This window comes from Marinobacterium nitratireducens, from assembly GCF_014645375.1.
GTDB classification, from domain to species: Bacteria; Pseudomonadota; Gammaproteobacteria; order Pseudomonadales; family Balneatricaceae; genus Marinobacterium_A; species Marinobacterium_A nitratireducens.
This window is the reverse complement of sequence record NZ_BMLT01000001.1, coordinates 597,052-618,649: the sequence shown is the minus strand read 5'-3', so window position 1 is coordinate 618,649 and position 21,598 is coordinate 597,052. Positions and strand designations below refer to the sequence as shown.

The 21,598-nt window shown below is 62.8% G+C and carries 20 protein-coding genes; 7 read left to right on the top strand and 13 right to left on the bottom strand.

Features of this window, described 5'->3' with window-relative positions; translation table 11 throughout:
- Positions 1-5: 5 nt before the first annotated feature.
- Positions 6-1,769, bottom strand: coding sequence for an ABC transporter transmembrane domain-containing protein (locus tag IEX85_RS02700; protein ID WP_188858004.1), 1,764 nt, complete (start codon positions 1,767-1,769; stop codon positions 6-8).
- Between the two features lie 59 nt (positions 1,770-1,828).
- Here IEX85_RS02700 and IEX85_RS02695 point away from each other — a divergent pair, with 59 nt between their 5' ends.
- From IEX85_RS02695 to IEX85_RS02685, 3 genes are all read left to right on the top strand, one after another.
- Positions 1,829-2,806 carry a D-2-hydroxyacid dehydrogenase family protein gene (locus tag IEX85_RS02695; RefSeq protein ID WP_188857996.1) on the top strand — a complete coding sequence of 326 codons (978 nt, stop codon included), beginning with the start codon at positions 1,829-1,831 and terminating at the stop codon, positions 2,804-2,806.
- A gap of 38 nt (positions 2,807-2,844) precedes the next feature.
- On the top strand, positions 2,845-4,203 hold the full coding sequence (locus tag IEX85_RS02690) for an MBL fold metallo-hydrolase (protein WP_188857995.1): 1,359 nt from the start codon (positions 2,845-2,847) through the stop codon (positions 4,201-4,203).
- A gap of 159 nt (positions 4,204-4,362) precedes the next feature.
- A complete protein-coding gene (locus IEX85_RS02685; RefSeq protein ID WP_188857993.1) occupies positions 4,363-6,960 on the top strand; it encodes an EAL domain-containing protein in 2,598 nt (865 codons plus the stop codon).
- A gap of 6 nt (positions 6,961-6,966) precedes the next feature.
- On the opposite strand, the gene IEX85_RS02680 is transcribed toward IEX85_RS02685, so the two are convergent.
- The 7 genes from IEX85_RS02680 to IEX85_RS02650 form a co-directional block, all read right to left on the bottom strand.
- Positions 6,967-8,121, bottom strand: a complete 1,155-nt coding sequence (locus tag IEX85_RS02680; RefSeq protein WP_188857991.1) for a ribosomal protein uL16 3-hydroxylase — start codon at positions 8,119-8,121, stop codon at positions 6,967-6,969.
- 60 nt (positions 8,122-8,181) lie between these two features.
- Complete coding sequence (locus IEX85_RS02675) at positions 8,182-8,433, bottom strand: hypothetical protein (protein ID WP_188857989.1); 252 nt, start codon at positions 8,431-8,433, stop codon at positions 8,182-8,184.
- Positions 8,434-8,511: 78 nt separating this feature from the next.
- Complete coding sequence (gene trmJ / locus IEX85_RS02670) at positions 8,512-9,240, bottom strand: tRNA (cytosine(32)/uridine(32)-2'-O)-methyltransferase TrmJ (RefSeq protein WP_188857987.1); 729 nt, start codon at positions 9,238-9,240, stop codon at positions 8,512-8,514.
- A 285-nt stretch (positions 9,241-9,525) separates the two neighbouring features.
- Positions 9,526-10,890 (bottom strand): adenylosuccinate lyase, encoded by a 1,365-nt coding sequence (gene purB / locus IEX85_RS02665; protein ID WP_188857985.1) that lies wholly within the window; start codon positions 10,888-10,890, stop codon positions 9,526-9,528.
- A gap of 143 nt (positions 10,891-11,033) precedes the next feature.
- On the bottom strand, positions 11,034-11,711 hold the full coding sequence (hflD, locus tag IEX85_RS02660) for a high frequency lysogenization protein HflD (protein WP_188857983.1): 678 nt from the start codon (positions 11,709-11,711) through the stop codon (positions 11,034-11,036).
- A gap of 2 nt (positions 11,712-11,713) precedes the next feature.
- Positions 11,714-12,844, bottom strand: coding sequence for a tRNA 2-thiouridine(34) synthase MnmA (gene mnmA, locus IEX85_RS02655; RefSeq protein WP_188857982.1), 1,131 nt, complete (start codon positions 12,842-12,844; stop codon positions 11,714-11,716).
- Positions 12,841-13,308 carry an NUDIX hydrolase gene (locus IEX85_RS02650; protein ID WP_188857980.1) on the bottom strand — a complete coding sequence of 156 codons (468 nt, stop codon included), beginning with the start codon at positions 13,306-13,308 and terminating at the stop codon, positions 12,841-12,843. The genes mnmA and IEX85_RS02650 overlap by 4 nt, the downstream gene beginning before the upstream one ends.
- Positions 13,309-13,398: 90 nt before the next feature.
- On the opposite strand from IEX85_RS02650, the gene moaE reads away from it, so the two are divergent.
- Positions 13,399-13,851, top strand: coding sequence for a molybdopterin synthase catalytic subunit MoaE (gene moaE, locus IEX85_RS02645; protein WP_188857978.1), 453 nt, complete (start codon positions 13,399-13,401; stop codon positions 13,849-13,851).
- A gap of 79 nt (positions 13,852-13,930) precedes the next feature.
- On the opposite strand, the gene IEX85_RS02640 is transcribed toward moaE, so the two are convergent.
- Positions 13,931-14,587: a pseudouridine synthase gene (locus tag IEX85_RS02640; protein WP_188857976.1), complete on the bottom strand. Its 657-nt coding sequence runs from the start codon at positions 14,585-14,587 to the stop codon at positions 13,931-13,933.
- Between the two features lie 145 nt (positions 14,588-14,732).
- On the opposite strand from IEX85_RS02640, the gene icd reads away from it, so the two are divergent.
- On the top strand, positions 14,733-15,989 hold the full coding sequence (gene icd, locus IEX85_RS02635; RefSeq protein WP_188857974.1) for an NADP-dependent isocitrate dehydrogenase: 1,257 nt from the start codon (positions 14,733-14,735) through the stop codon (positions 15,987-15,989).
- Positions 15,990-16,200: 211 nt separating this feature from the next.
- On the opposite strand, the gene cspD is transcribed toward icd, so the two are convergent.
- On the bottom strand, positions 16,201-16,413 hold the full coding sequence (gene cspD / locus IEX85_RS02630) for a cold shock domain-containing protein CspD (RefSeq protein ID WP_188857971.1): 213 nt from the start codon (positions 16,411-16,413) through the stop codon (positions 16,201-16,203).
- A gap of 313 nt (positions 16,414-16,726) precedes the next feature.
- On the opposite strand from cspD, the gene clpS reads away from it, so the two are divergent.
- Both clpS and clpA read left to right on the top strand, forming a co-directional pair.
- Positions 16,727-17,065, top strand: a complete 339-nt coding sequence (gene clpS / locus IEX85_RS02625) for an ATP-dependent Clp protease adapter ClpS (protein WP_373290885.1) — start codon at positions 16,727-16,729, stop codon at positions 17,063-17,065.
- A 14-nt stretch (positions 17,066-17,079) separates the two neighbouring features.
- Positions 17,080-19,350, top strand: coding sequence for an ATP-dependent Clp protease ATP-binding subunit ClpA (gene clpA / locus IEX85_RS02620; RefSeq protein ID WP_188857968.1), 2,271 nt, complete (start codon positions 17,080-17,082; stop codon positions 19,348-19,350).
- A gap of 376 nt (positions 19,351-19,726) precedes the next feature.
- On the opposite strand, the gene infA is transcribed toward clpA, so the two are convergent.
- The 3 genes from infA to aat form a co-directional block, all read right to left on the bottom strand.
- Entirely contained in the window at positions 19,727-19,945 is a 219-nt protein-coding gene (gene infA, locus IEX85_RS02615; protein ID WP_106592099.1) for a translation initiation factor IF-1, read from the bottom strand.
- 195 nt (positions 19,946-20,140) lie between these two features.
- Entirely contained in the window at positions 20,141-20,848 is a 708-nt protein-coding gene (locus IEX85_RS02610; RefSeq protein ID WP_188857966.1) for an arginyltransferase, read from the bottom strand.
- On the bottom strand, positions 20,845-21,561 hold the full coding sequence (gene aat, locus IEX85_RS02605; protein WP_188857965.1) for a leucyl/phenylalanyl-tRNA--protein transferase: 717 nt from the start codon (positions 21,559-21,561) through the stop codon (positions 20,845-20,847). Before aat ends, IEX85_RS02610 begins: the two co-directional genes overlap by 4 nt.
- Between the last annotated feature and the right edge of the window lie 37 nt (positions 21,562-21,598).

Below are 21,598 nucleotides of genomic sequence, written 5' to 3'. Positions count from 1 at the left end.
ACGCTTTACTCGGTTTCAAACTGTAGCCGCGCGAGTTTGGCGTATAGCGGGCAGCTGATCATCAGCTCGCGGTGCGAGCCGACGGCGATCAGGCATCCCTGATCGAGCACCGCGATGCGGTCGGCGTTCTGCACCGTCGCCAGGCGGTGCGCGATCACCAGGGTGGTGCGCCCGCGCATAAGCCCGTCCAGTGCCTGTTGCACGGTACGCTCGCTCTGGGCGTCCAGTGCGCTGGTGGCTTCGTCGAGCAGCAGCACCGGAGCGTCGGCGAGCAGGGCCCTGGCGATCGCCAGGCGCTGTTTCTGACCGCCCGACAGACCACTGCCGGTATCGCCCAGCTCCGTGTCGTAGCCTGCCGGGAGCGCCTCTATAAAATCGTGGGCGTAGGCGGCCCGCGCCGCCGCGATCACCGCGTCCCGGTTCGCATCCGGCCGGGCATAGCGCAGGTTGTCGATGATACTGCCGCGAAACAGTACCGGATGCTGGGACACCAGCGCAAAGCAGCTGCGCAATTGTGCCGGATCCAGCCGCCGAATGTCGATGCCCTCCAGGCGGATAGCGCCGCTGTTGACGTCATAGAAGCGCAGCAGCAGATCGAAGACCGTCGACTTGCCAGCGCCTGACGGCCCCACCAGGGCCAGGGTTTCGCCTGGACGGACGCTGAGCGTAAGCCCGTCGACGGCGGGCAGCTCGGGTCGCATCGGATAGCTGAAGCGTACCTCCTCGAGTGCTATTGCGCCCAGTACCCTGGCGGGAAGAGCGGCGCGGTCGTGCGCCGACGGGGCGCTGATCTCGTTGTGTGCCGCCAGCAGTTCGATCAAGCGTTCAGCAGCGCCGGCGGCACGCTGCAGCTCGCCGATGACTTCGCTCAGGGCGCCGACCGCGGCGCCGACGATGACGCTGTAGAACACGAAGGCCGCCAGCTCGCCGGCGCTGATACGGCCGGCGACGACGTCCAGTCCGCCGACCCAGATCATCAGACCGACAGCGCCCAGCACCAGCAGGATGACGGCGGTGATCAGCAGGCCGCGCTGCACCGTGCGCCGGATAGCGATGGCGAACGCCCGCTCGACCACATCGCCAAAGCGTGCCCGGTCGATCGGCTGGTGATTGTAAGCCTGCACTGTCTTGATCTGGGACAGCACCTCGCCGACGTAGGCGCCGACATCGGCAACCCGGTCCTGACTGTGTCGTGACAGCTGGCGCACACGTCGTCCGAAGTAGAGGATCGGCACCACCACCAGCGGCACCGAGATCAGCACCAGCAGGCTGAGTCGGGCGTTGGTCAGGAATAGCCAGACGATGCCGCCGGCAAGCAGGAGCAGGTTGCGCAGCGCCACCGACAGCGACGACCCTATGACCGATTGCAGCAGGGTGGTGTCCGCGGTCAGGCGGGACTGGATCTCGAGACTGCGGTTGCGCTCGAAAAAGCCCGGATGCAGCGAGATGAGGTGCTCGAACACCCGCATGCGAATATCGGCGACCACCCGCTCGCCGATCCAGGTCACCCAGTAGTAGCGCGCGAAGGTGCCCGTGGCCAGCAACAGAACCATCAGCAGAAACAGCAGCACATGGTGCGCGAGCCCCTCGGCGGAGCCCGTGACCAGGCCCCTGTCGATGATCAGTCGCAGACCCTGTCCGATACTGAGCGTGACGGCTGCGGTAAACATCAGCGCCAGCAGCGCGTAGGTCACCTGGCGGCGGTAGGGGCGGATGAAACCCAGCAGGGCGCGCGCAACCTGCCAGGGCGGCTCCGAATCTGTCGACATTCACTGTAATCCCGGTTATGACATTGGGGCAGCTTAGCAGCTGAGGCGAGGAGAGAATCGTGAAAGTCGTGATACCGGATGATTATCAGGATGTGGTGAGGACGTTGAACTGCTTCTCGTTGCTGGACGCTTTCGAGGTCGCGGTCTATCGTGACGCCTGCAGCGACATCGACGAGCTGGCAAGGCGGTTCGCCGGCGCCCAGGCGCTCGTGCTGACACGCGAGCGCACCCCTATCGATTCCCGGCTGCTGGCACGGTTGCCGGATCTGCAACTGATCAGCCAGACCGGCAAGATCGCGGCGCACCTCGACCTCGAGGCCTGCACCGCTGCGGGCGTTGCCGTGACCGAAGGGCAGGGCTCGCCGGTGGCTCCGGCTGAACTTACCTGGGCCTTGATAATGGCCGGGATGCGGCGGCTGCTGCCCGCCATCGACGCGATGAAAGCGGGGCGCTGGCAGGTCAATATCGGTGACTGCCTCGCCGGCAAAACGCTCGGAATCTGGGGTTACGGCAAGATTGGCCGGCGCATCGCCCGCTACGCGGCAGCCTTCGACATGAAGGTGGTGGTCTGGGGCAGCGAGGCGTCCCGTGCCGCTGCTGTGAGCGATGGCCACTCGGCTGCCGAAAATCGCGAACTTTTTTTCGCCAGCGTCGATGTGCTCAGCCTGCACCTGCGCCTGAACGACGCGACCCGGGGGCTGGTGCGGTTCGAGGACCTGCGCCGGATGAAGCCCGACGCGCTGTTCGTCAATACCAGCCGTGCCGAACTGGTGGCGCCCGATGCGCTGCGACAGGCCCTGCAGAGCGGGCGTCCGGGACGGGCCGCGCTCGATGTCTTCGAGCAGGAGCCGCTGACAGACCCCCTCCACTGGGCACTGCAGATGCCCCAGGTGCTCTGTACCCCGCATCTTGGCTATGTCGAGAGGCAGGGTTACGAGCTCTACTTCGGCACGGCCTTTGCCAACGTCGTGGCCTTCTTCGAAGGGCGCCGGGATGCGGTGATCAATCCCGCGGCATTGGGCGAGACGCATGGATAGAACTAAGCTTCGAGGGTACCAAGGCTCCGGAGACTGCGGTGAAGATTACCTTTCTCGGCGGCACCGAAACGGTGACCGGCTCCAAGTACCTGGTGGCCAGCGGCGATACCCGGCTGCTGGTCGACTGCGGGCTGTTCCAGGGGTACAAGTGGCTGCGCGAGCGCAACTGGGAAACACCCGCGTTCGATATCGACCGGCTTGATGCCGTGGTATTGACCCACGCCCACCTCGACCATTCCGGCTATCTGCCGGTGCTCTATCAACGGGGATACCGGGGGCCGGTCTACGGACACGCCGGCACCGTGGCGCTGTGCGGCGTGCTGTTGCCCGACAGCGGTCACCTGCAGGAAGAGGACGCGCGCTATTACGCCCGTCACCGCATCGGTCGTCATGCCCACCCGAAACCGCTGTACGATAGAGACTGCGCGCAGCAGAGTCTGGCGTTGTTGCAGTCGGTACCCTTCGACCGGCCGTTCCGGATCGGCTCGTTGAGCGTGCATCTGCAGCGCGCCGGGCATATCCTCGGCGCCGGCTCGGTGATTATCGAGGGCGAGGGCAGGCGGGTCGGCTTTTCGGGCGACGTCGGGCGGCCCGACGACATCTTCATGCATCCGCCCGATCCACTGCCGCCGCTGGATCTGCTGATGCTCGAATCCACCTACGGCGACCGTCTTCACGATACCGCCGACCCATACGATGAGCTGGCCTCGGCGGTCAGGGACACCGCTCACCGGGGCGGTGTACTGCTCATTCCCAGCTTCGCCGTTGGCCGTGCGCAGGTGCTGCAGCACATGCTGGCACGTCTCATCGATGACGGGCGTATCCCGAAGCTTCCGGTGTTTCTCGACAGCCCGATGGCGATCGACGTGACGGATATCTACTGGCGCTTCCACAGCGAACATCGCCTCAGCCGCGCCGACTGCGAACGTCTGGACCGCCTGGTGCAGGAAGTCAGGACGGTGGAGGATTCCCAGGCGCTGGCGGATCTGACCTATCCCCATATCATCATTGCCGGCAGCGGCATGCTGACCGGCGGTCGCATTCTCCACCATCTCAAGCGGCTGCTGCCGGACCCCCGCACCACGGTGTTGCTGTGCGGCTACCAGGCCGGCGGCACCCGGGGGGCAAAGCTGCAGCAGGGGGCCGATTGCGTGAGAATCCATGGCGAATGGGTGCAGAATCGGGCCGATATCAGATTCATCGCCGGATTGTCGGGCCATGCCGACTATCGTCAGCTGTCGGCCTGGCTGGCGCGCTCCAGCCTGGCGCCGGATACCCGGATTCAGCTGGTGCACGGCGAGTCAGAGGCGCTGGAGGGCCTGCGCGATCATTTGAGGCGCACCACCCAATACGACGTCGCGGTCGCCGGATACCGGCATATACTGACGCTGGCGTAAACAGCTAGCGCTGACTCGAGCACAAAGCTGGCATCCTGCGGATATAAACAGGCAGGGTGGCGGCATCTTCCCGCGCGCATTATGCTGAAGACAGTCAAGGCGGCAATGGAACCGGCGTTTGCGGCTGTCAGGTGCGCGACGGTTTCCCAAGGAAGGTACATGCAGCGATTTCATTCGATTGGCGTCTCACCGGTCATCGCAGGGCTTGCCCTGCTGTTGTCGTTGCCCGCTGCCGCGGCGCCTGGCGACGGGGACGGCGTGGTACGGGTCGGCGTATACGAGAACGCGCCCAAGCTGATGCTTGGCCGAGATGGCAGGCCGTCCGGTATTCTCGGCGACCTGCTGGTCGAAATCGCCCAGCGTGAAGGCTGGAACCTCCAGCCGGTTCCCTGTCGCTGGCAACAGTGCCTCGAGGCCCTCGAGCGGGGCACCATCGATCTGATGCCGGATGTCGCCTACAGCGATCAGCGTGCCTTGCGATTCGACTTTCACCGCCAGCCTTCGCTGCACAGCTGGTCGGGGCTCTACGCCCGTCCGGGATCGGGCATCCATGCGCCGCCGGACCTTAACGGCCGGCGTCTGGCGGTGCTGAGCGGAGCCGTGCAGCAGCAGTATCTGCAGGGCATGCTGGACAGTTTCGGCGTCGAGGCCCGGCTGGTCGAGGTCGAGAGTCTGGCGCAGGGCTTCGAGCTGGTGGCGTCCGGCGATGCCGACGCCGTGGTTGCGAACCGGCATTACGGCGACTATGTTTCGCTGCGCTACGGGCTCGGCAGCACGCCGGTGATGTTCCAGCCGGCGCGACTCTACTACGCCACCGGCAAGGGACGTAACGGCGATCTGCTGGCGACTCTGGATCGTTACCTCGCCGACTGGGTCGACAACCCTGCGTCCCCCTACATCACCATACTCAACCGCTGGGGGGAGCCGGCCGCCAGTCCGGTGCTGCCGCGGTCGGCGCGCCGCTGGCTGGCGGGGCTCGCCGCGCTGCTGGCGCTTGCGCTGGCAGGCGCCGCGCTGCTGCGCTGGCAGGTCGCCCGGCGTACCGCGCAGCTGACCGAGAGCCAGAGCCGCTTGGAAACCATTCTCAACGGCGTCGAATCGGCGATCTACATCAAGGGTCAGGATCTGCGCTATCGTTACGGCAATCGCAGGCTATGCGAAATGTTCGGGCTGGACGAGCCGGGGCTCCAGGGGCGTAGCGACGAGGACTTCTTCTCAGCGGATGCGGCCAGTGAAATCCGCAGATGCGATACCGAGGTGATCGAACAGGGCAAACGGATCGTGACCGAGGAGCGGCTGCCGATGTCGGATGGCAGTGGCGAACGGGTTTTTCTCACCGTCAAGATACCGCTGCGCGATGCCCTTGGCCGTATATACGCGCTGTGCGGCATCTCCACGGACATTACCGAGCACAAGCGCAATCGCGAGGAGATACACCAGCTGGCTTTCTACGACCCGCTGACCGAGTTGCCGAACCGCCGTCTGCTGATCGACCGTCTCGAACACGCGCTGGCGACCCGAACGCGCACGCGCTGCAACGGGGCGCTGCTGTTCATCGATCTGGACAACTTCAAGAATCTCAACGACAGCCTCGGCCATGATATGGGAGACCGGCTGCTGCAGCAGGTGGGTGAGCGGCTGAAACGCCATATTCGCGACAGCGATACCCTGGCCCGGCTCGGCGGCGACGAGTTCGTACTGATGCTGGAGGGGCTGGCGATCGCGGCTGACGAAGCGGCACGCCAGGTCGAGACGCTGGCAAACAAGTTGCTGCAGCTGCTGGCCGAGCCTTATACCTTGCCCGGGAAGGTTTACAGCAGCAGCGCCAGTATTGGCGTGGCGATGTTCTCGGACGATTTCTCGTCGGTCGACGAGCTGCTCAAACGCGCCGATCTGGCGATGTACCAGGCCAAGGCGTCGGGGCGAAATCGCGTGCGCTTTTTCAATCCGAAGATGCAGGCCGATGTCGATGCCCGGGCAGAGCTGGAATCGGATATGCGCGAAGGCCTGCGGCGCGAGGAGTTCTTTCTGGCCTACCAGCCTTTCGTCGATGCCGGCGGGCGGCTGCTTGGCGCCGAGGTGCTGGTACGCTGGCGGCACCCACAGCGCGGGCTGGTATCGCCCGCCGAGTTCATTCCGCTTGCCGAGGACAACGGCGCGATTCTGCCGTTGGGAAGCTGGATACTGCGCGGCGCCTGCCGCCAGCTGGTGGCCTGGTCGGCGCAGCCCGCCATGGCCGGGCTGAAACTGGCGGTCAATATCAGCGCCAAACAGCTGCATCATCCCGATTTCGTCGCCGAGGTCCTGCAGGTGCTGGACGAAACCGGAGCCAACCCGGACCGGCTGGAACTCGAACTGACCGAGAGCCACCTGGTGGAAGACGTCGAGGCCATGATCGGCAAGATGCAGCGCTTGCGGGCAAGGGGCGTGCATTTTTCGCTCGACGACTTCGGCACCGGCTATTCATCGCTGAGTTACCTCAAGCGCCTGCCGCTGGATCATCTCAAGATCGATCAGTCGTTCGTGCGCGATCTGCTGACCGACTGCAACGACGAGGCCATTGTCAGCATGGTGATCGCGCTCGGCCGCAGCCTCGACCTTGCCGTTATCGCCGAGGGTGTCGAGACCGAGGCGCAGTGGCGGCGCCTGCTGGAGCTTGGCTGCGACCAGTTTCAGGGCTACCTGTTCGGCCATCCGGGCCCGGTCGAGGCGCTGCCGGCGAGCGTCGGGCTGACGGTTGCCGGCGAGCGGGGCTGACCGGCTTCAGTCGGGCTCGTCGGCGAAAAATACACCCTGGTTGACCAGCTGTGTCAGCAGCTCGAAAGCGAATTCCCTGTCCTCGCCAAGCTCGAGTCCGCCGCCGCCGCAGATGCTGGCGAACAGCGCGCCCTGGCGGTCGTCGCCCCGGTAGAGCTCGCCGTCGGCGAACAGTTGCCAGCCGTCACCCTGGCGCCGGTAGGCCAGGCGCGTGCCCTCGTTGCGGCTCAGAGAGCCGCCGGTATCGAGAAACTCGCGCAGCTCGGCCACGGTGACCGGCTCCTCTGGCGCCTGGTCCAGCTCGGCGTACTTGGGTTCGGTCATGTAGCGGCCGAACCATTCGCCGAGCAGGCGATCGTCGTCGATATAGCGGTGCAGAATTTCGCGCAGCCGCTGTATGGCGTCCGGGCCGATCTCGGCGGGATTTGCCGCAACGCCGAGGTCGGCATCGCGATAGCGATCTTCGCCGCGCAGCCGCTCGCCGACAAAGTCGGTGAAATGGCGCATGATTTCGGCGTGGGACGGAGCGCGGAACCCGACCGAGTAGGTCATGCAGTCATCGCCGACGGCAAAGCCGTTATGGCCGACCTGAGGCGGCACGTAGAGCATGTCGCCAGGCTCCAGGACCCAGCTTTCCTCGGCTTGCCAGTCGGGCAGAATCATCACCGGTGCATCCTCGCGCCGCGGTGACGTTTCATCGTAACGCCCGCCGAGCTCCCAGCGGCGCCGGCCCGAGGCCTGAATCAGAAAAACGTCGTAGTTGTCGTAGTGCGGCCCGACGCCGCCGCCGTCGACCGCGTAGCTGATCATCAGGTCGTCGCGTCGCCAGCTGGGGATGAAATCGAACTGCGCCATCAGTTCGGCCGCTTCCGGCACCCAGTGATCCACGGCCTGCACCAGCAGCGTCCAGTGGGATGGCGGCAGTGAGGCGAAATCGTCCTCGCCGAACGGCCCCTGCCGCAGGCTCCAGTCATCGCTGTCAGGCGACTGAACGACCAGCCGCGACTCGACCTCGTCCTCGCACGCAAGGCCCGCCAGCTCGTCCGCTTCGACCACCGGCTGGAAGTCCGCGAAGGCGTTTCGGATCAGCAGGGGCTTTTTCTGCCAGTATTCGCGCAGGAAGCGCTCAGGCGTCAGCTCGCCCAGGTTCAATGTGTTCATTCAGATATCATGTCCGGTTGAATTTGGACCCGCAGGCGAGGTGCCTCGCGGCGAAGGCTTTCACCTTTTAATCAGATCCTGCAGCTCGTTGGCGGCGCCTTCGAGCTCGTCCATGATCTTGCGCTGATCGCGTGACGGCAGTGCAGCGGTACGGTTGTTGCCGACCATACGGACGCAGCGCTGGATGGTCTCGACGCAACGCTCGATTCCGGTCAGGTTGTACTCGAAATTACGGCTCTGGTCGGCAAGCTCATGGATGCCGTTACGCAGTTCGTCGGCCTGGGTCATGAGTTGCTGCAGTTGTTTGTCCATTGACTACCTCGGCATACGGGGGCTGTTGTCCTGAGTCGATAACTTAACCCGCCTGCCGGAAGCCGACAACCGTCGGCGTCAGTCCTTGCCTTCGGCGTCCAGCACTTCTTCGACCGAAGCCAGGATGCCGCGCAGCATGTTGAGCTCGCCGCGTTCCGGGCGCGAGCGGTTGAAGTATCGGTGCAGCTTGTCCAGAACCCGGCCCTCGTGCTGCGGGATGATGAAACGCGTGCGTCGCAGCACCTTCTCGAGATGCTGGTAGAACAGTTCCATTTCGCCGTGGCGCGGATATTCGGAACGCCGCTCCGGCAGCATTTCCGCCTGGTCGTGGGCCATCCATATTTCGTAGCACAGCAGCTGGATCGCCTGCGCCACGTTGAGTACCGGATAGTCGGGGTTCGCCGGGATGTAGACGTGAAAGTTGCACTGTGCGATTTCGTGGTTGTGCATGCCCATGGTTTCACGGCCGAACACGATCGCGACTTCACCGTCACGGGATTCGGCGGCGCACTTGAGACCGCATTCCCGGGCATCCAGCAGCGGCAGGTCGAAGCTGCGGTTGCGGGCGCTGGTGCCGATCACCAGCTGGCAGTCGGCGACGGCTTCTTCGAGCGTCGGCACCACGCGGGCGTTGGCGAGAACATCCTTGGCCCCGGCGGCTCGCGACTCGGCGTCGGGATGGGGGTAATCCAGCGGGTCGACCAGCCAGAGCTGCGACAGGCCCATGTTTTTCATGGCCCGCGCCGCGGCGCCGATATTGCCGGGGTGGAAGGTGTTGATCAGTACGATACGGATATTGTTCAGCACAAGCTCTGGGTCTCAAGCTGGGGTGGCGTGGGTGTGGGCCGGTCGAAAGTAGGATGGGTGGAGGCGCATTGCACGCGGCTTTGCTGTGCTTGACAGGCTTGGGCGCCGCAACCCATCAGCAGATCGTTGATGGGTTACACGGCGCCCGCAATAACTGCCAACCAGCAAGCATCTACCGGTGCGCCGCTCCCCCCGCCTGAAAACAGCTCCTTGCGTTTTCAGGCGGGCCGCGTTCGGATTTCCGCGGGGCGGCCTTCCGCCGTCCCTGGCGGTCATCCTACAGGTTTAAATCGCCTTGGCCTGATCCACGGCGTTGCCGATGTAGCTCTGCGGCGTCAGGGCCTTGAGCTCTGCCCTGGCAGCGTCCGGCAGTTCCAGGGTGTCGATGAACGCCTGGATGGTGTCGCGGTTCATGTCGCGGCCGCGGGTCAGTGCCTTGAGCTTCTCGTACGGCTCTTCGATGCCGTAACGGCGCATGACCGTCTGGATCGGCTCGGCCAGGACTTCCCAGGCGCTGTCGAGGTCGGCGTCGATACGGGCGGCGTTGAGTTCCAGCTTGCTGATGCCCTTCAGGGTGGCCTGGTAGGCGATCAGGCTGTGGCCGAAACCGACGCCCAGGTTGCGCAGTACGGTGGAGTCGGTCAGGTCGCGCTGCCAGCGGGAGATCGGCAGTTTGGCCGCCAGGTGCTGCATGATGGCGTTGGCGATGCCGAGATTGCCTTCGGAGTTCTCGAAGTCGATCGGGTTGACCTTGTGCGGCATGGTGGAGGAGCCGACTTCGCCTGCAATGGTTTTCTGCTTGAAGTACGCCAGCGAGATATAGCCCCAGACGTCGCGGTCGAAGTCGATCAGAATGGTGTTGAAGCGGCACACGGCGTCGAACAGCTCGGCAATGTAGTCATGCGGCTCGATCTGGGTGGTGTAGGGGTTCCACTGGATGCCCAGACGCTTGACGAAGGCTTCGGCATTGGCCTGCCAGTCGACATCCGGATAGGCGGACAGGTGGGCGTTGTAGTTGCCGACCGCGCCGTTGATCTTGCCCAGCAGCTCGACGCTGTCGAGTTGCTTGAGCTGGCGCTGCAGACGGTAGGCGACGTTGGCCATTTCCTTGCCGAGGGTGGTCGGCGAGGCGGTCTGGCCGTGGGTGCGTGACAGCATCGGCTGAGCGGCGAAGTCGCGTCCCAGCTGGGCGATGGCGTCGGTGACCTGCTGCATCTGATCGCGCAGCACGCCAAGACCGTTCTTGAGCATCAGCGCGTGGGACAGGTTGTTGATGTCCTCGGAGGTGCAGGCGAAGTGCACGAACTCGCTGATCGCAGCCAGTTCCCCGTTGCTGCCGAACTGCTCCTTGATGAAGTACTCGACCGCCTTGACGTCGTGGTTGGTGGTGCGCTCGATTTCCTTCACGCGCGCCGCATCCGTCTCGCTGAAATTGCTGACGATGGCGTCGAGCAGGGCGTTGGTCTCGGCACTGAACGGCTGAACTTCCTGGATGCCGGGATGCTCGGCCAGCTGCTGCAGCCAGCGGATCTCGACCTCGACGCGGAAGCGGATCAGGCCGAATTCGCTGAAGTAGGGACGCAGGTCAGCGGATTTGCTGCCGTAACGGCCGTCGACGGGAGAAAGGGCGGTAAGGGCAGAGAGCTCCATGTATCGTCTCGCTGTAGCTAGGGGTTCAAAAAAGTGCGCGCATTATACCGGAAAGCTGCGGTGAAAGCTGTAAGCCCGATGGTGGATCCGACATCGCGTGCCCTGGTCCATCCACTGGCTGCTGACAACTGTTACCTCAGCTCTCAGTCATGCGCCTGCAGGCGGGCCAGAGACGGCCTTATGCGGTGCTTGAAGAAAAACAGGTGCCAGCGGCGGCCGCCGACCTGGCGCCAGAGCATGGCCGCGCGGATGCCGGCCAGCAGCAGGGCGCGGATCTTGGCGGCGTTCTCGGCGTTCTGCAGGTGCCGCGGATCGCCGCCGACGTTGATGCGAAAGCTGAAGGTGCTGATGGTTTCCTGGTAGAGGCTGGCGATATTGGCCACGATACTGCTGTGGGTGAACACTTCCGGATGGTCGAGCGGGTCGCCTTCCTGGTCCTGGCCGGCAAAGTAGCGCGCCTGCTGGCGGATCTGCTCGATGCGTTTGCCCAGGGTGTCCATCATCTGGTCGTTGGCCGCGAGCTTCATCTGCAGCGTGAGCATGCTGAGGACATAGTTGATCTGGTTGCGGTTCTGTTCCCCGCGGCGCTTCTCGACCAGGTCCGACAGGCACTTGAGCCCGAGGCTGAGGTTGTAGGGCAAGTCCCGCTCGCCGCCGTAGATCTCCTCGGTGTTGCGCGGGTTGGTCACGAAAATGCTGCGCAGGCAGGTCTCGTAACTGTTCTGCGGCACCATGCCGCGGGTCGCGATCTGGTCCACCAGGCTGGCTGCCTGGCACATGGCGGCCAGCGCGATGGCCTGCTGATCCTGTTGCCTTGACATGCTTATGCTCGCTCCGTGCCGCTTTTGCCGGTGCTTTCGATGACCCCGCCGCCCAGGCAGGTTTCGCCGCTGTAGAACACCACTGACTGGCCCGGCGTTACCGCGCGCTGCGGGGAATCGAAGCGAACGCGGTAACCGCCGCTGCCGTCGTCCTCGATCACGCAGTCCTGATCGGACTGGCGGTAGCGCACCTTGGCGCTGCAGCGGTACGGCAGCGCCGGCGCTTCGCCGTTTATCCAGAAAATGTCGGATGCCTCGAGCCAGTCCGTGAACAGCAGCGGATTCTGCTTGCCCTGCACGGCGATCAGCACATTGCGTTCCAGGTCCTTGCCGGCGGCGAACCAGGGCTCTTCCGGATAGTTCTTGAGACCGCCGATGCGCAGCCCCTGGCGCTGGCCGATGGTGTAGTACATCAGCCCCGCGTGCTCGCCAATCAGGTCGCCGTCCGGTGTTTCGATCTTGCCGGGCTGGGCCGGCAGATACTGCTTGAGGAAGTCGGCGAAACGGCGCTCGCCGATGAAGCAGATGCCGGTGCTGTCTTTCTTGTCGTGGGTGACGAGATCGTGCTCTTCAGCGATGCGACGCACTTCCGGCTTTTCCAGCTCACCGACCGGGAACAGCGTCTGCGCCAGTTCCGCCTCGCCGACCTGGTGCAGGAAGTAGCTCTGGTCCTTGTTGTTGTCCAGCCCCTTCAGCAGGTAGGTGCGCCCGTCGCGGTCGAGGCGACGCACATAGTGTCCGGTGGCGATCAGATCGGCGCCGAGCTCGCGTGCGTAGTCGAGAAAGGCGCGAAACTTGATTTCGCGGTTGCACAGAATATCGGGGTTCGGCGTACGCCCGGCGCGATACTCCTCGAGGAAGTGCTCGAACACATTGTCCCAGTATTCGGCTGCGAAATTGGCCTTGTGCAGGCGAATGCCGAGACGGTCGCAGACCGCCTGCGCGTCGGCAAGGTCGGCGAGGGCGGTGCAGTATTCGGTGCCGTCGTCCTCGTCCCAGTTCTTCATGAACAGGCCTTCGACCTGGTAGCCCTGCTGCATCAGCAGCAGCGCGGAAACGGAGGAGTCGACGCCGCCGGACATGCCGACGATAACCTTTATATCCTGGAGGGGGGTATTCTGGGGATCGCTCATAGAGGTGTCGATTGGGTCTCTGAATGTTCTACCACGAAGTCGAGCGGGAAGCGCCGCCCCGCCAGATAGTCGTCAATACAGCGTAGCACCAGCGGGCTGCGCAACTGTTCCTGGCGCGCGGCGAGTTCGTCGCGGCTGAGCCAGAGCGGGCGCAGTATATCGCTGTCCAGCGTCGCGCCGGCGTCATGCGAAAGAGCGCGCGCGGCGAAGCAGAAGCGATAGTAGGTCACGCCATTGGCCGGTGCCCGGTAGGTATAGAGCCCGACCAGATACTGCGGTTCGACATGCCAGCGCGTTTCCTCGAGGGTTTCGCGCACGGCCGCGGCGCGGATCGTCTCGTTTTCCTCGACGTGCCCTGCCGGCTGGTTGATCACCCGCTGATCGCCGCACACCTCCTCAACCAGGAGGAAACGTCCGTCCTGCTCGACGATGGTGGCGACGGTGGCGTGGGGTGTCCAGCACATAAAAGAAGTTCCCGCTGTCAAAGGCGCACACGATACCATTAATGCTAGTATTTTGCCCGCCCTGGCCAATGCCAAAACAAGGAGAACCCGATGGCCGATCTGATCAGTATTCAAACCGCGGATTTCGATGTCGCGTCGTTGCACGAGGCGCTGCGTGCCGACGATGCCAGCTGCGGCGCCCTGGTGACCTTTACCGGCATCGTGCGCGAGTTGGCCGGCGATGAGCATTTGCGCGGAATCTTTCTGGAACATTATCCGGCCATGACCGAGAAGGCGTTGCGGCGCATCGTGCTGCAGGCGCGAGAGCGCTGGCAGCTGGGCGAGGTGATTCTGATACACCGCATCGGCGAGTTGCTGGCGAATGACAATATCGTGTTCGTCGGCGTTTCCTCCCGCCACCGCGCGGCGGCTTTCGAGGCGGCCTGCTTCATCATGGACTTTCTCAAGCGAGATGCGCCGTTCTGGAAAAAGGAGCTGCTGAGCGACGACGAACGCTGGGTCGAACAGAAGGCCAGCGACCTCGATGCGGCCAAAAGATGGTAAGTGGTGAGTGGGAAGGTCGTGGGAGTGGCGTACCCAAACTTAAGGGTACTGCCTCGCCGCGAATGGGTTTGGCGACGCGTTAGCCTCTTCGCGGCGAGGCGCCGCTCCCACGAAGAGCGTTTGGCTGCCGTGATCGCGCGGCTTTGGCCGGCGTCCTGCCGCGACCCTTGGGGGCGGGTTTCGATGCAAGCGACCGATTGACCTCTTCCATGCGGTACTCGCCGGGCCCGAGCCCTGCGAGTGACCAGGGGCCGATGGCGGTCCGGATCAGCCGCAGTGTCGGATACCCCACCGCCGCCGTCATGCGCCGTACCTGGCGGTTGCGTCCCTCGCTGATTTTAAGTTCGATCCAGCTGGTGGCTATGCTGGCGCGCTCGCGAATGGGCGGCGTCCGTGGCCACAGCGAGGGGGCTTGCAGTCGGCGGGCCTTTGCCGGACGGGTACGTCCGTCCTTGAGTTCGACGCCCCGGCGCAGTCTTGTCAGCGCCTGCTCGTCGATCTCGCCCTCGACCTGCGCAAGGTAGGTTTTTTCCATTTTGAACCTGGGATGACTGAGCTGATGCTGCAGCGCGCCATCGTCGGTCAGGATCAAAAGTCCCTCGGAGTCGTAGTCCAGCCGGCCGGCGGCATAAAAGCCCTTGTGGTCGATAAAGTCGGCCAGTGTGGCGCGGTTATCGCCCGCCGTGAACTGTGTAAGTACCTGAAACGGCTTGTTGAAGAGGATGAGTTTCGACATTGGTCCCAATTCTTTTGATGGCGGCTTCGACTTCCGGGGCATGGTATATACTGACTGGCGCACGCGCCATTCCGGGGCCGCTGCGGGCAGGCCTGATGGCGCGACCGGACAATAATTCTATGAATGCACCGAGTGGAGTCCAAGCATGGGATACCAGAAGATCCAGGTACCGGCAGCAGGCCAGAAGATCCAGGTAAACGCTGACTTCTCCCTGAACGTCCCCGACAACCCCATCATACCCTATATAGAGGGTGACGGTATTGGCGTCGATGTTACGCCGCCGATGCTCAAGGTTGTGGACGCCGCTGTCGAGAAGGCGTATGGCGGGCAGCGCAGCATCTCCTGGATGGAGGTCTACGCCGGCGAGAAGGCAACGACGATTTATGACCAGGACACCTGGTTGCCCGAGGAAACGCTCGAGGCCTTCAAGGAGTTCGTGGTCGGCATCAAGGGGCCTCTGACCACGCCGGTGGGCGGCGGCATCCGTTCTCTCAACGTGGCGCTGCGACAGGAACTTGATCTCTATGTCTGCCAGCGTCCTGTGCGCTGGTTCAAGGGTGTGCCCAGTCCGCTGGTCAATCCCGGCGACGTCGACATGGTGATCTACCGCGAAAACTCCGAGGACATCTACGCCGGCGTCGAGTGGAAGGCGGGCACGCCGGAAGCCGACAAGGTGATCAGGTTCCTCAAGGAGGAAATGGGGGTCACCAAGATCCGCTTCGACACCATGTGCGGCATCGGCATCAAGCCCGTTTCCGAGCAGGGCACCAAGCGTCTGGTGCGCAAGGCGCTGCAGTATGCCATCGACAACGATCGTCCGTCGGTGACCCTGGTGCACAAGGGCAATATCATGAAGTACACCGAGGGTGCCTTCAAGGACTGGGGCTACGAGCTGGCGCAGGAGGAGTTCGGCGCCGAGCCGCTGGACGGTGGGCCCTGGATGCAGTTCGAGAACCCGAAAACCGGTCGTCGCATCGTGGTCAAGGACGTTATTGCCGACGCCATGCTGCAGCAGATTTTGCTGCGCCCGGCGGAGTACGATGTGGTGGCGACGCTCAATCTCAACGGTGACTATATCTCCGACGCCCTGGCGGCGGAAGTGGGCGGCATCGGCATCGCCCCGGGCGCCAACCTGTCCGACAGCGTAGCGATTTTCGAGGCGACCCACGGTACCGCACCGAAGTATGCCGGCCAGGACAAGGTAAACCCCGGCTCCGTGATCCTGTCGGCGGAGATGATGCTGCGCCATATGGGCTGGACGGAGGCTGCGGATCTGATCATCAAGGGCATGGATGGCGCCATCGCGGCGAAAACCGTGACCTACGATTTCGAGCGGCTGATGGACGGCGCTACGCTGCTCAAGAGCTCCGAGTTCGGCGACGCCATCATCGGTCACATGTAGACGACAAGGGCCCCGAGCTTCGCCCGGGGCTTTCTTCGGTGAGTGGTGAGTGAGGAGGATGGGTCTGGCGGTGCAATGGCACTCATTTTAAAACTTGCGTCGAGTTGCGAGCATCGCTTAACCCGTCAAATCGATCGAAGTACAGATCGATTGGTGTAAGTTGGCATAGCCCGGGCAAAGACCCCGATCCGGCCTCAGACCCAACCAGCCTTCAGCTTGATTCGATCGGCTTGATATTGACGGCATGGATGCCTTTCGGGCCTGCCTTGGTTTCGAACTCGACCAGCTGTCCTGCCTTGAGGCTGCGGTATCCTTCGGATTGAATCGCGGAATAGTGGGCGAACAAATCCTCGTTGTGGTGATCGGAAAGAATGAATCCGTATCCTTTCGCGTTATTGAACCACTTCACTTTCCCTGTCTGCATACAGTAACTCCCCTGGTATTCTCCTATGAGGGCTTGTCTGCAGGAAACAAGCCTCAACTGCTGCGTCTGGGAGCCTGCGCTGGATGCCGAAGGCTGGCTGGGCGTGTTCGCAGGTTCCCTTGGTCTTGCTACAATGTCGAAGTGACCTCAGCGCGACTTCTTTACATCGGGGCAGGTACTGCTGATACTGGATCCCTCCTGCACCTCGGCAGTATAGCACCGGCTGTCCGCGGCGCTACTTGCCCCTCTCTTTTTCACCTTCCGAGCAGAACAAGGCTAGAATTCAGGCATGAGCAGTACCCTACCAGTCAGGATGTCATCGGATGATGGCAACGATCAGGAGCATCACCGGGACCACGGAGGTGGCCTGGCGACAGAGGAGGCGAAGCCGCAACTCAAGCGTCCGCCCATGTACCGCGTGGTGTTGATGAACGACGATTACACACCGATGGACTTCGTCGTCGAGGTGTTGATGATTTTTTTCTCGATGGACCAGGAAAAGGCCACGCAGGTCATGCTCGCGGTCCATACTCAGGGAAAGGGCGTTTGCGGAATCTACACGCGTGACGTGGCGGAAACTAAAGCGGCCCAGGTGAATCAATACTCAAGGGACAATAAGCACCCCTTGTTGTGTGAAGTAGAGAGTGTCTGATTTAGGAGGCCGCCATGCTTAATCGAGAGTTGGAAGAGACCCTCAGCGCAGCCTTCCGGGCCGCGAGGGACAAGCGGCACGAGTTCATGACGGTCGAGCACCTTCTGCTCGCACTGCTGGACAACCGCGAAGCTCAGGGCGTTCTGAAAGCCTGCGGGGCGGACATCGACAAACTGCGTCAGGCACTGACGGCGTTTATCGATGAAACCACGCCGCTGCTACCCGAAAACATTCCCAACATGGAAACGCAGCCCACGCTCGGGTTCCAGCGCGTGCTGCAGCGTGCCGTGTTTCACGTGCAGTCCTCCGGACGGCACGAGGTGACCGGCGCCAACGTCCTGGTGGCGATTTTCAGCGAACAGGAAAGTCAGGCGGTCTATGTGCTGCAGCAGCAGGGCATCGAGCGCATTGACGCGGTGAACTATATCTCGCACGGCATTTCCCGCGTATCGGATCACGAGGCGCCGGAAAACGATGCGCCGGTCGACGGTGATGCCGGCGAAGAAAAGGAAAAAAGCGCCCTTGCCAAGTACGCCGTGAATCTCAATTCGCTGGCGCAGCAGGGACGTATCGATCCGCTGGTCGGGCGCGACGCCGAGATCGAGCGGGTGGTTCAGATACTCTCACGCCGGCGCAAGAACAACCCGCTGCTGGTGGGCGAGGCCGGCGTCGGCAAGACCGCCATCGCCGAAGGTCTGGCCAAGCTTATCGTCGAAGGCCGGGTGCCGGACGTCATCGCCCACAGCGTCGTCTATTCGCTGGATCTTGGCGCGCTGCTGGCGGGCACCAAGTACCGCGGCGACTTCGAGAAGCGACTCAAGGGGCTGCTGAGCGAAATTCGCGGACAGGACCACGCCATCCTGTTCATCGACGAGATCCATACCATCATCGGTGCCGGTGCGGCGTCCGGTGGCTCCATGGATGCCTCGAATCTGCTCAAGCCGCTGCTCAGCTCCGGTGAAATCCGTTGCATCGGTTCGACCACCTTCCAGGAGTTCCGCGGCATTTTCGAAAAGGACCGCGCGCTGGCACGGCGTTTCCAGAAAATCGACGTGCTCGAGCCGAGCGTGCAGGATACCTATCAGATCCTGCTGGGGCTGAAAAACCGCTTCGAGCAGCACCATCAGCTCAAGTATACCGACGAGGCGCTGCGGGCGGCGTCGGAACTCGCGGATCGTTATATCAACGACAAGCACATGCCGGACAAGGCCATCGATGTGATCGACGAGGCCGGCGCCTACCAGCGCCTGTTGCCGCAGGAGCATCGCAAGGCCGTGATCGATGTCGGTGACGTCGAGGTGGTGGTCGCCAAGATCGCCCGTATTCCGCCCAAGAGTGTTTCGGCGTCCGACAAGGATCTGCTGAAAAAACTCGACTCCAACCTCAAGATGGTGGTGCTAGGGCAGGACGAGGCCATCGACACGCTGTCGGCGGCGATCAAGCTCTCGCGTGCCGGCCTCAAGGAGCCCAACAAGCCGGTCGGCTGCTTCCTGTTCGCCGGTCCCACCGGTGTCGGCAAGACCGAGGTCACCAACCAGCTGGCACGGATCCTCGGTATCGAGCTGGTGCGCTTCGACATGTCAGAGTACATGGAACGGCACACGGTTTCGCGTCTGATCGGTGCACCGCCGGGGTACGTCGGTTACGATCAGGGCGGTTTGCTGACCGAAGCCATCACCAAGGCGCCGCACTGCGTGCTGCTGCTCGACGAGATCGAGAAGGCGCATCCGGAAGTCTTCAACCTGCTGCTGCAGGTCATGGACAACGGTACCCTGACCGATAACAACGGCCGCAAGGCGGATTTCCGCAACGTGATCATGGTGATGACCACCAACGCCGGTGCCGAGGCGATGAGCCGGCCCTCGATCGGCTTTACCCATCAGGATCACGCGACCGACGGCATGGCGGCGATTCGCAAGATGTTCACGCCGGAATTCCGTAACCGCCTGGACGGCATTATCCAGTTCAAGTCGCTGACGCCCCAGATCATCCGCGGGGTTGTCGACAAGTTTCTCACCGAGCTGCAGGCGCAGCTGGACGAGAAAAAGGTCGTGCTGCATGTCGATGATGCGGCCTGCACCTGGCTGGCGGAAAAAGGCTACGACGACACCATGGGCGCCCGTCCGATGAAACGGCTTATCCAGGAGCAGCTGAAAAAGCCTCTGGCCGAGATGATTCTGTTCGGCGAGCTGGCCGAGGAGGGCGGTACCGTGGAAATCGGTGTCGCCGACGATGGTGGGTTGTCGCTCGAGGTCGTCTCGGAGCAGCCGGAGGGTTGCCACTGACAAAGCGGGGCGGAGGTCTGACAGACCGAAGCCCGGCGCTGCGCGCTTGGCGTCTGCCTCAGTTGCGGCACGGATCCCCTGACAGCGGGATGATGTAACGCAGAGGTGGCGTGTTACGCGTGACGTGCAGGGCAGCTGAGGCCCTGGCGCGTAACGCGTAACCTGTCACGCGTTACACGGCTTGCCGACGCGCCCGGGGTGCCACTGTATCGCGGAAAAGAGCTTGGACGGCTTAGCAGGGTGTTGAAAAGCGTTGTCGAGGCAGCCGAGGCGAGGCAAAAACAGGCGAAAAAGCGCAGTTTAGTGGGCTAAATGAGCATTTTGAGCCTGTTTTTAACGAAGCAGTCGGCAACGCAGATAGATTTTCAACGGCCTGTTAGCGGGCGCGGTAGACGATGCGGCCTTTGCTCAGGTCGTAAGGGGTCAGTTCGACCTTGACCTTGTCGCCGGTCAGAATGCGGATGTAGTTCTTGCGCATCTTGCCGGAAATGTGGGCAGTTACGACGTGACCGTTTTCCAGTTCCACCCGGAACATGGTGTTCGGCAGCGTGTCGACCACGGTGCCTTCCATTTCAAAGCTGTCTTCTTTAGCCATTCAAAACCTACCTTGTTGATTCGCAGTATCCGGGCGTCCGGCATCCCGTTTGCAGCGTCGGCAATGCGGGGCTTCCCCGAAGAAGCGCAGTATTTTGCCTTAAAAGCGGTGCTATATCAAAGAGATTCGCGACTGCTGCCCGGTCCGATGTCGGCCTGGCAGGTTCCGCGACAGCCTTGCCGATGTCGGTGCCGGTCAGCGCAGTGATACCCAGTGGCCGTCGAGCAGCAGTTGCAGCGGGCGGTAGGCAATCTTGTAGTTCATCTTCTGGCATTGCTTGACCCAGTAGCCAAGGTACAGATAGGGCAGGCCCTGTAGCCGGGTCTGCTCTATCTGGGTGAGAATGCTGAAAGCGCCCAGGCTGCGCTTTGGCTGATCCGGGTCGAAAAAGGTATAGATGGCGGAAAGGCCGCGTCGCAGTTCATCGGTCACGGCGACCGACAGCAGCCGGTCGTTGTCGCGAATCTCGTAGAAAAAGCTGCAGTCGTGACCGTCCACCAGGAACGCTTTGAACTGCTCGACGGTGGGCGGGAACATATCGCCGTCCGAATGCCGGCTGTGGATGTAGCGGGCGTAGAGGTCGTAGTGTTCGTCGGTCAGCACTGGTTCCACTCGCTCGACGACGAGGTCGCGGTTGCGGTTGAGCACCCGGCGCTGGCTCTTGCTGGGCGAGAACTCTTCGACCGGGATGCGCACGGAAACGCAGGCCTGGCAGTCCTCGCAGTGCGGCCGGTAGATGTGCCGGCCGCTGCGGCGAAAACCCAGGTCCGAGAGCTGGCTGTAGGCGTCGGTGGTAATCACGGCCTGGGGATCGACGAACAGGGTGCGCGCCATGCGCCCGCTGATATAGCTGCACTCGTGCTCCGGCGTCGAATAAAAATGCAACTGTCGAAGAGTGGTCAAGGCGTTTTTCCTCCAAACGCGGAGACGTCAATGTCGAAATTCCAGCTCGGACTGCAGGCGACGCCGACAAGCTTATCCAGTTCGTGCAGGAACTGGCTGCGCGGTATCGTTTCAGCGCCCAGCGTGACGAGGTGCGGGTTGTGAACCTGGCAGTCCACTAAAGGATAGCCCCAGTTTTTCAGTTGTTCGACCAGCCAGGCGAAGGCTATTTTGGAGCCGTCGGTCTCGCGGCTGAACATCGACTCGCCATAGAACATCTGACCGATGGCAACGCCATAAAGTCCGCCGATAAGTCGGCTATCGCGCCAGACTTCAACCGAGTGGGCATGCCCGAGACGGTGCAGTTGAGCGTACGCAAGCTGCATCTCGTGGCTTATCCAGGTGCCGGCGCTGTTGTCGCGCGGTGCTGCGCAGGCGTCCATCACCGCGTTGAAATCCTGGTCGATGGTGACCTGGTAGTCGTTACGCTTGAGCCGCTTGCGCAGGCTGCGGGAAATATGAAGGCGCTCGGTATAGAGCACGCAGCGAGGATTCGGGGTCCACCAGAGAATGGGTTCGCCCGGGTTGTACCAGGGAAAGATGCCGTGCCGATAGGCCTGCAGCAGGCGTTGTGGGCTGAGGTCGCCGCCGGCTGCGAGCAGCCCGTTGGGTTCCTGCAGTGCGGTCTGCGGCGGCGGAAAGCGCAGGGTGTCCCGCGACAGCCACGAAATCATCCTGAGCCCTCTCGTGAAGGAGCCAGGGCGGGCATGC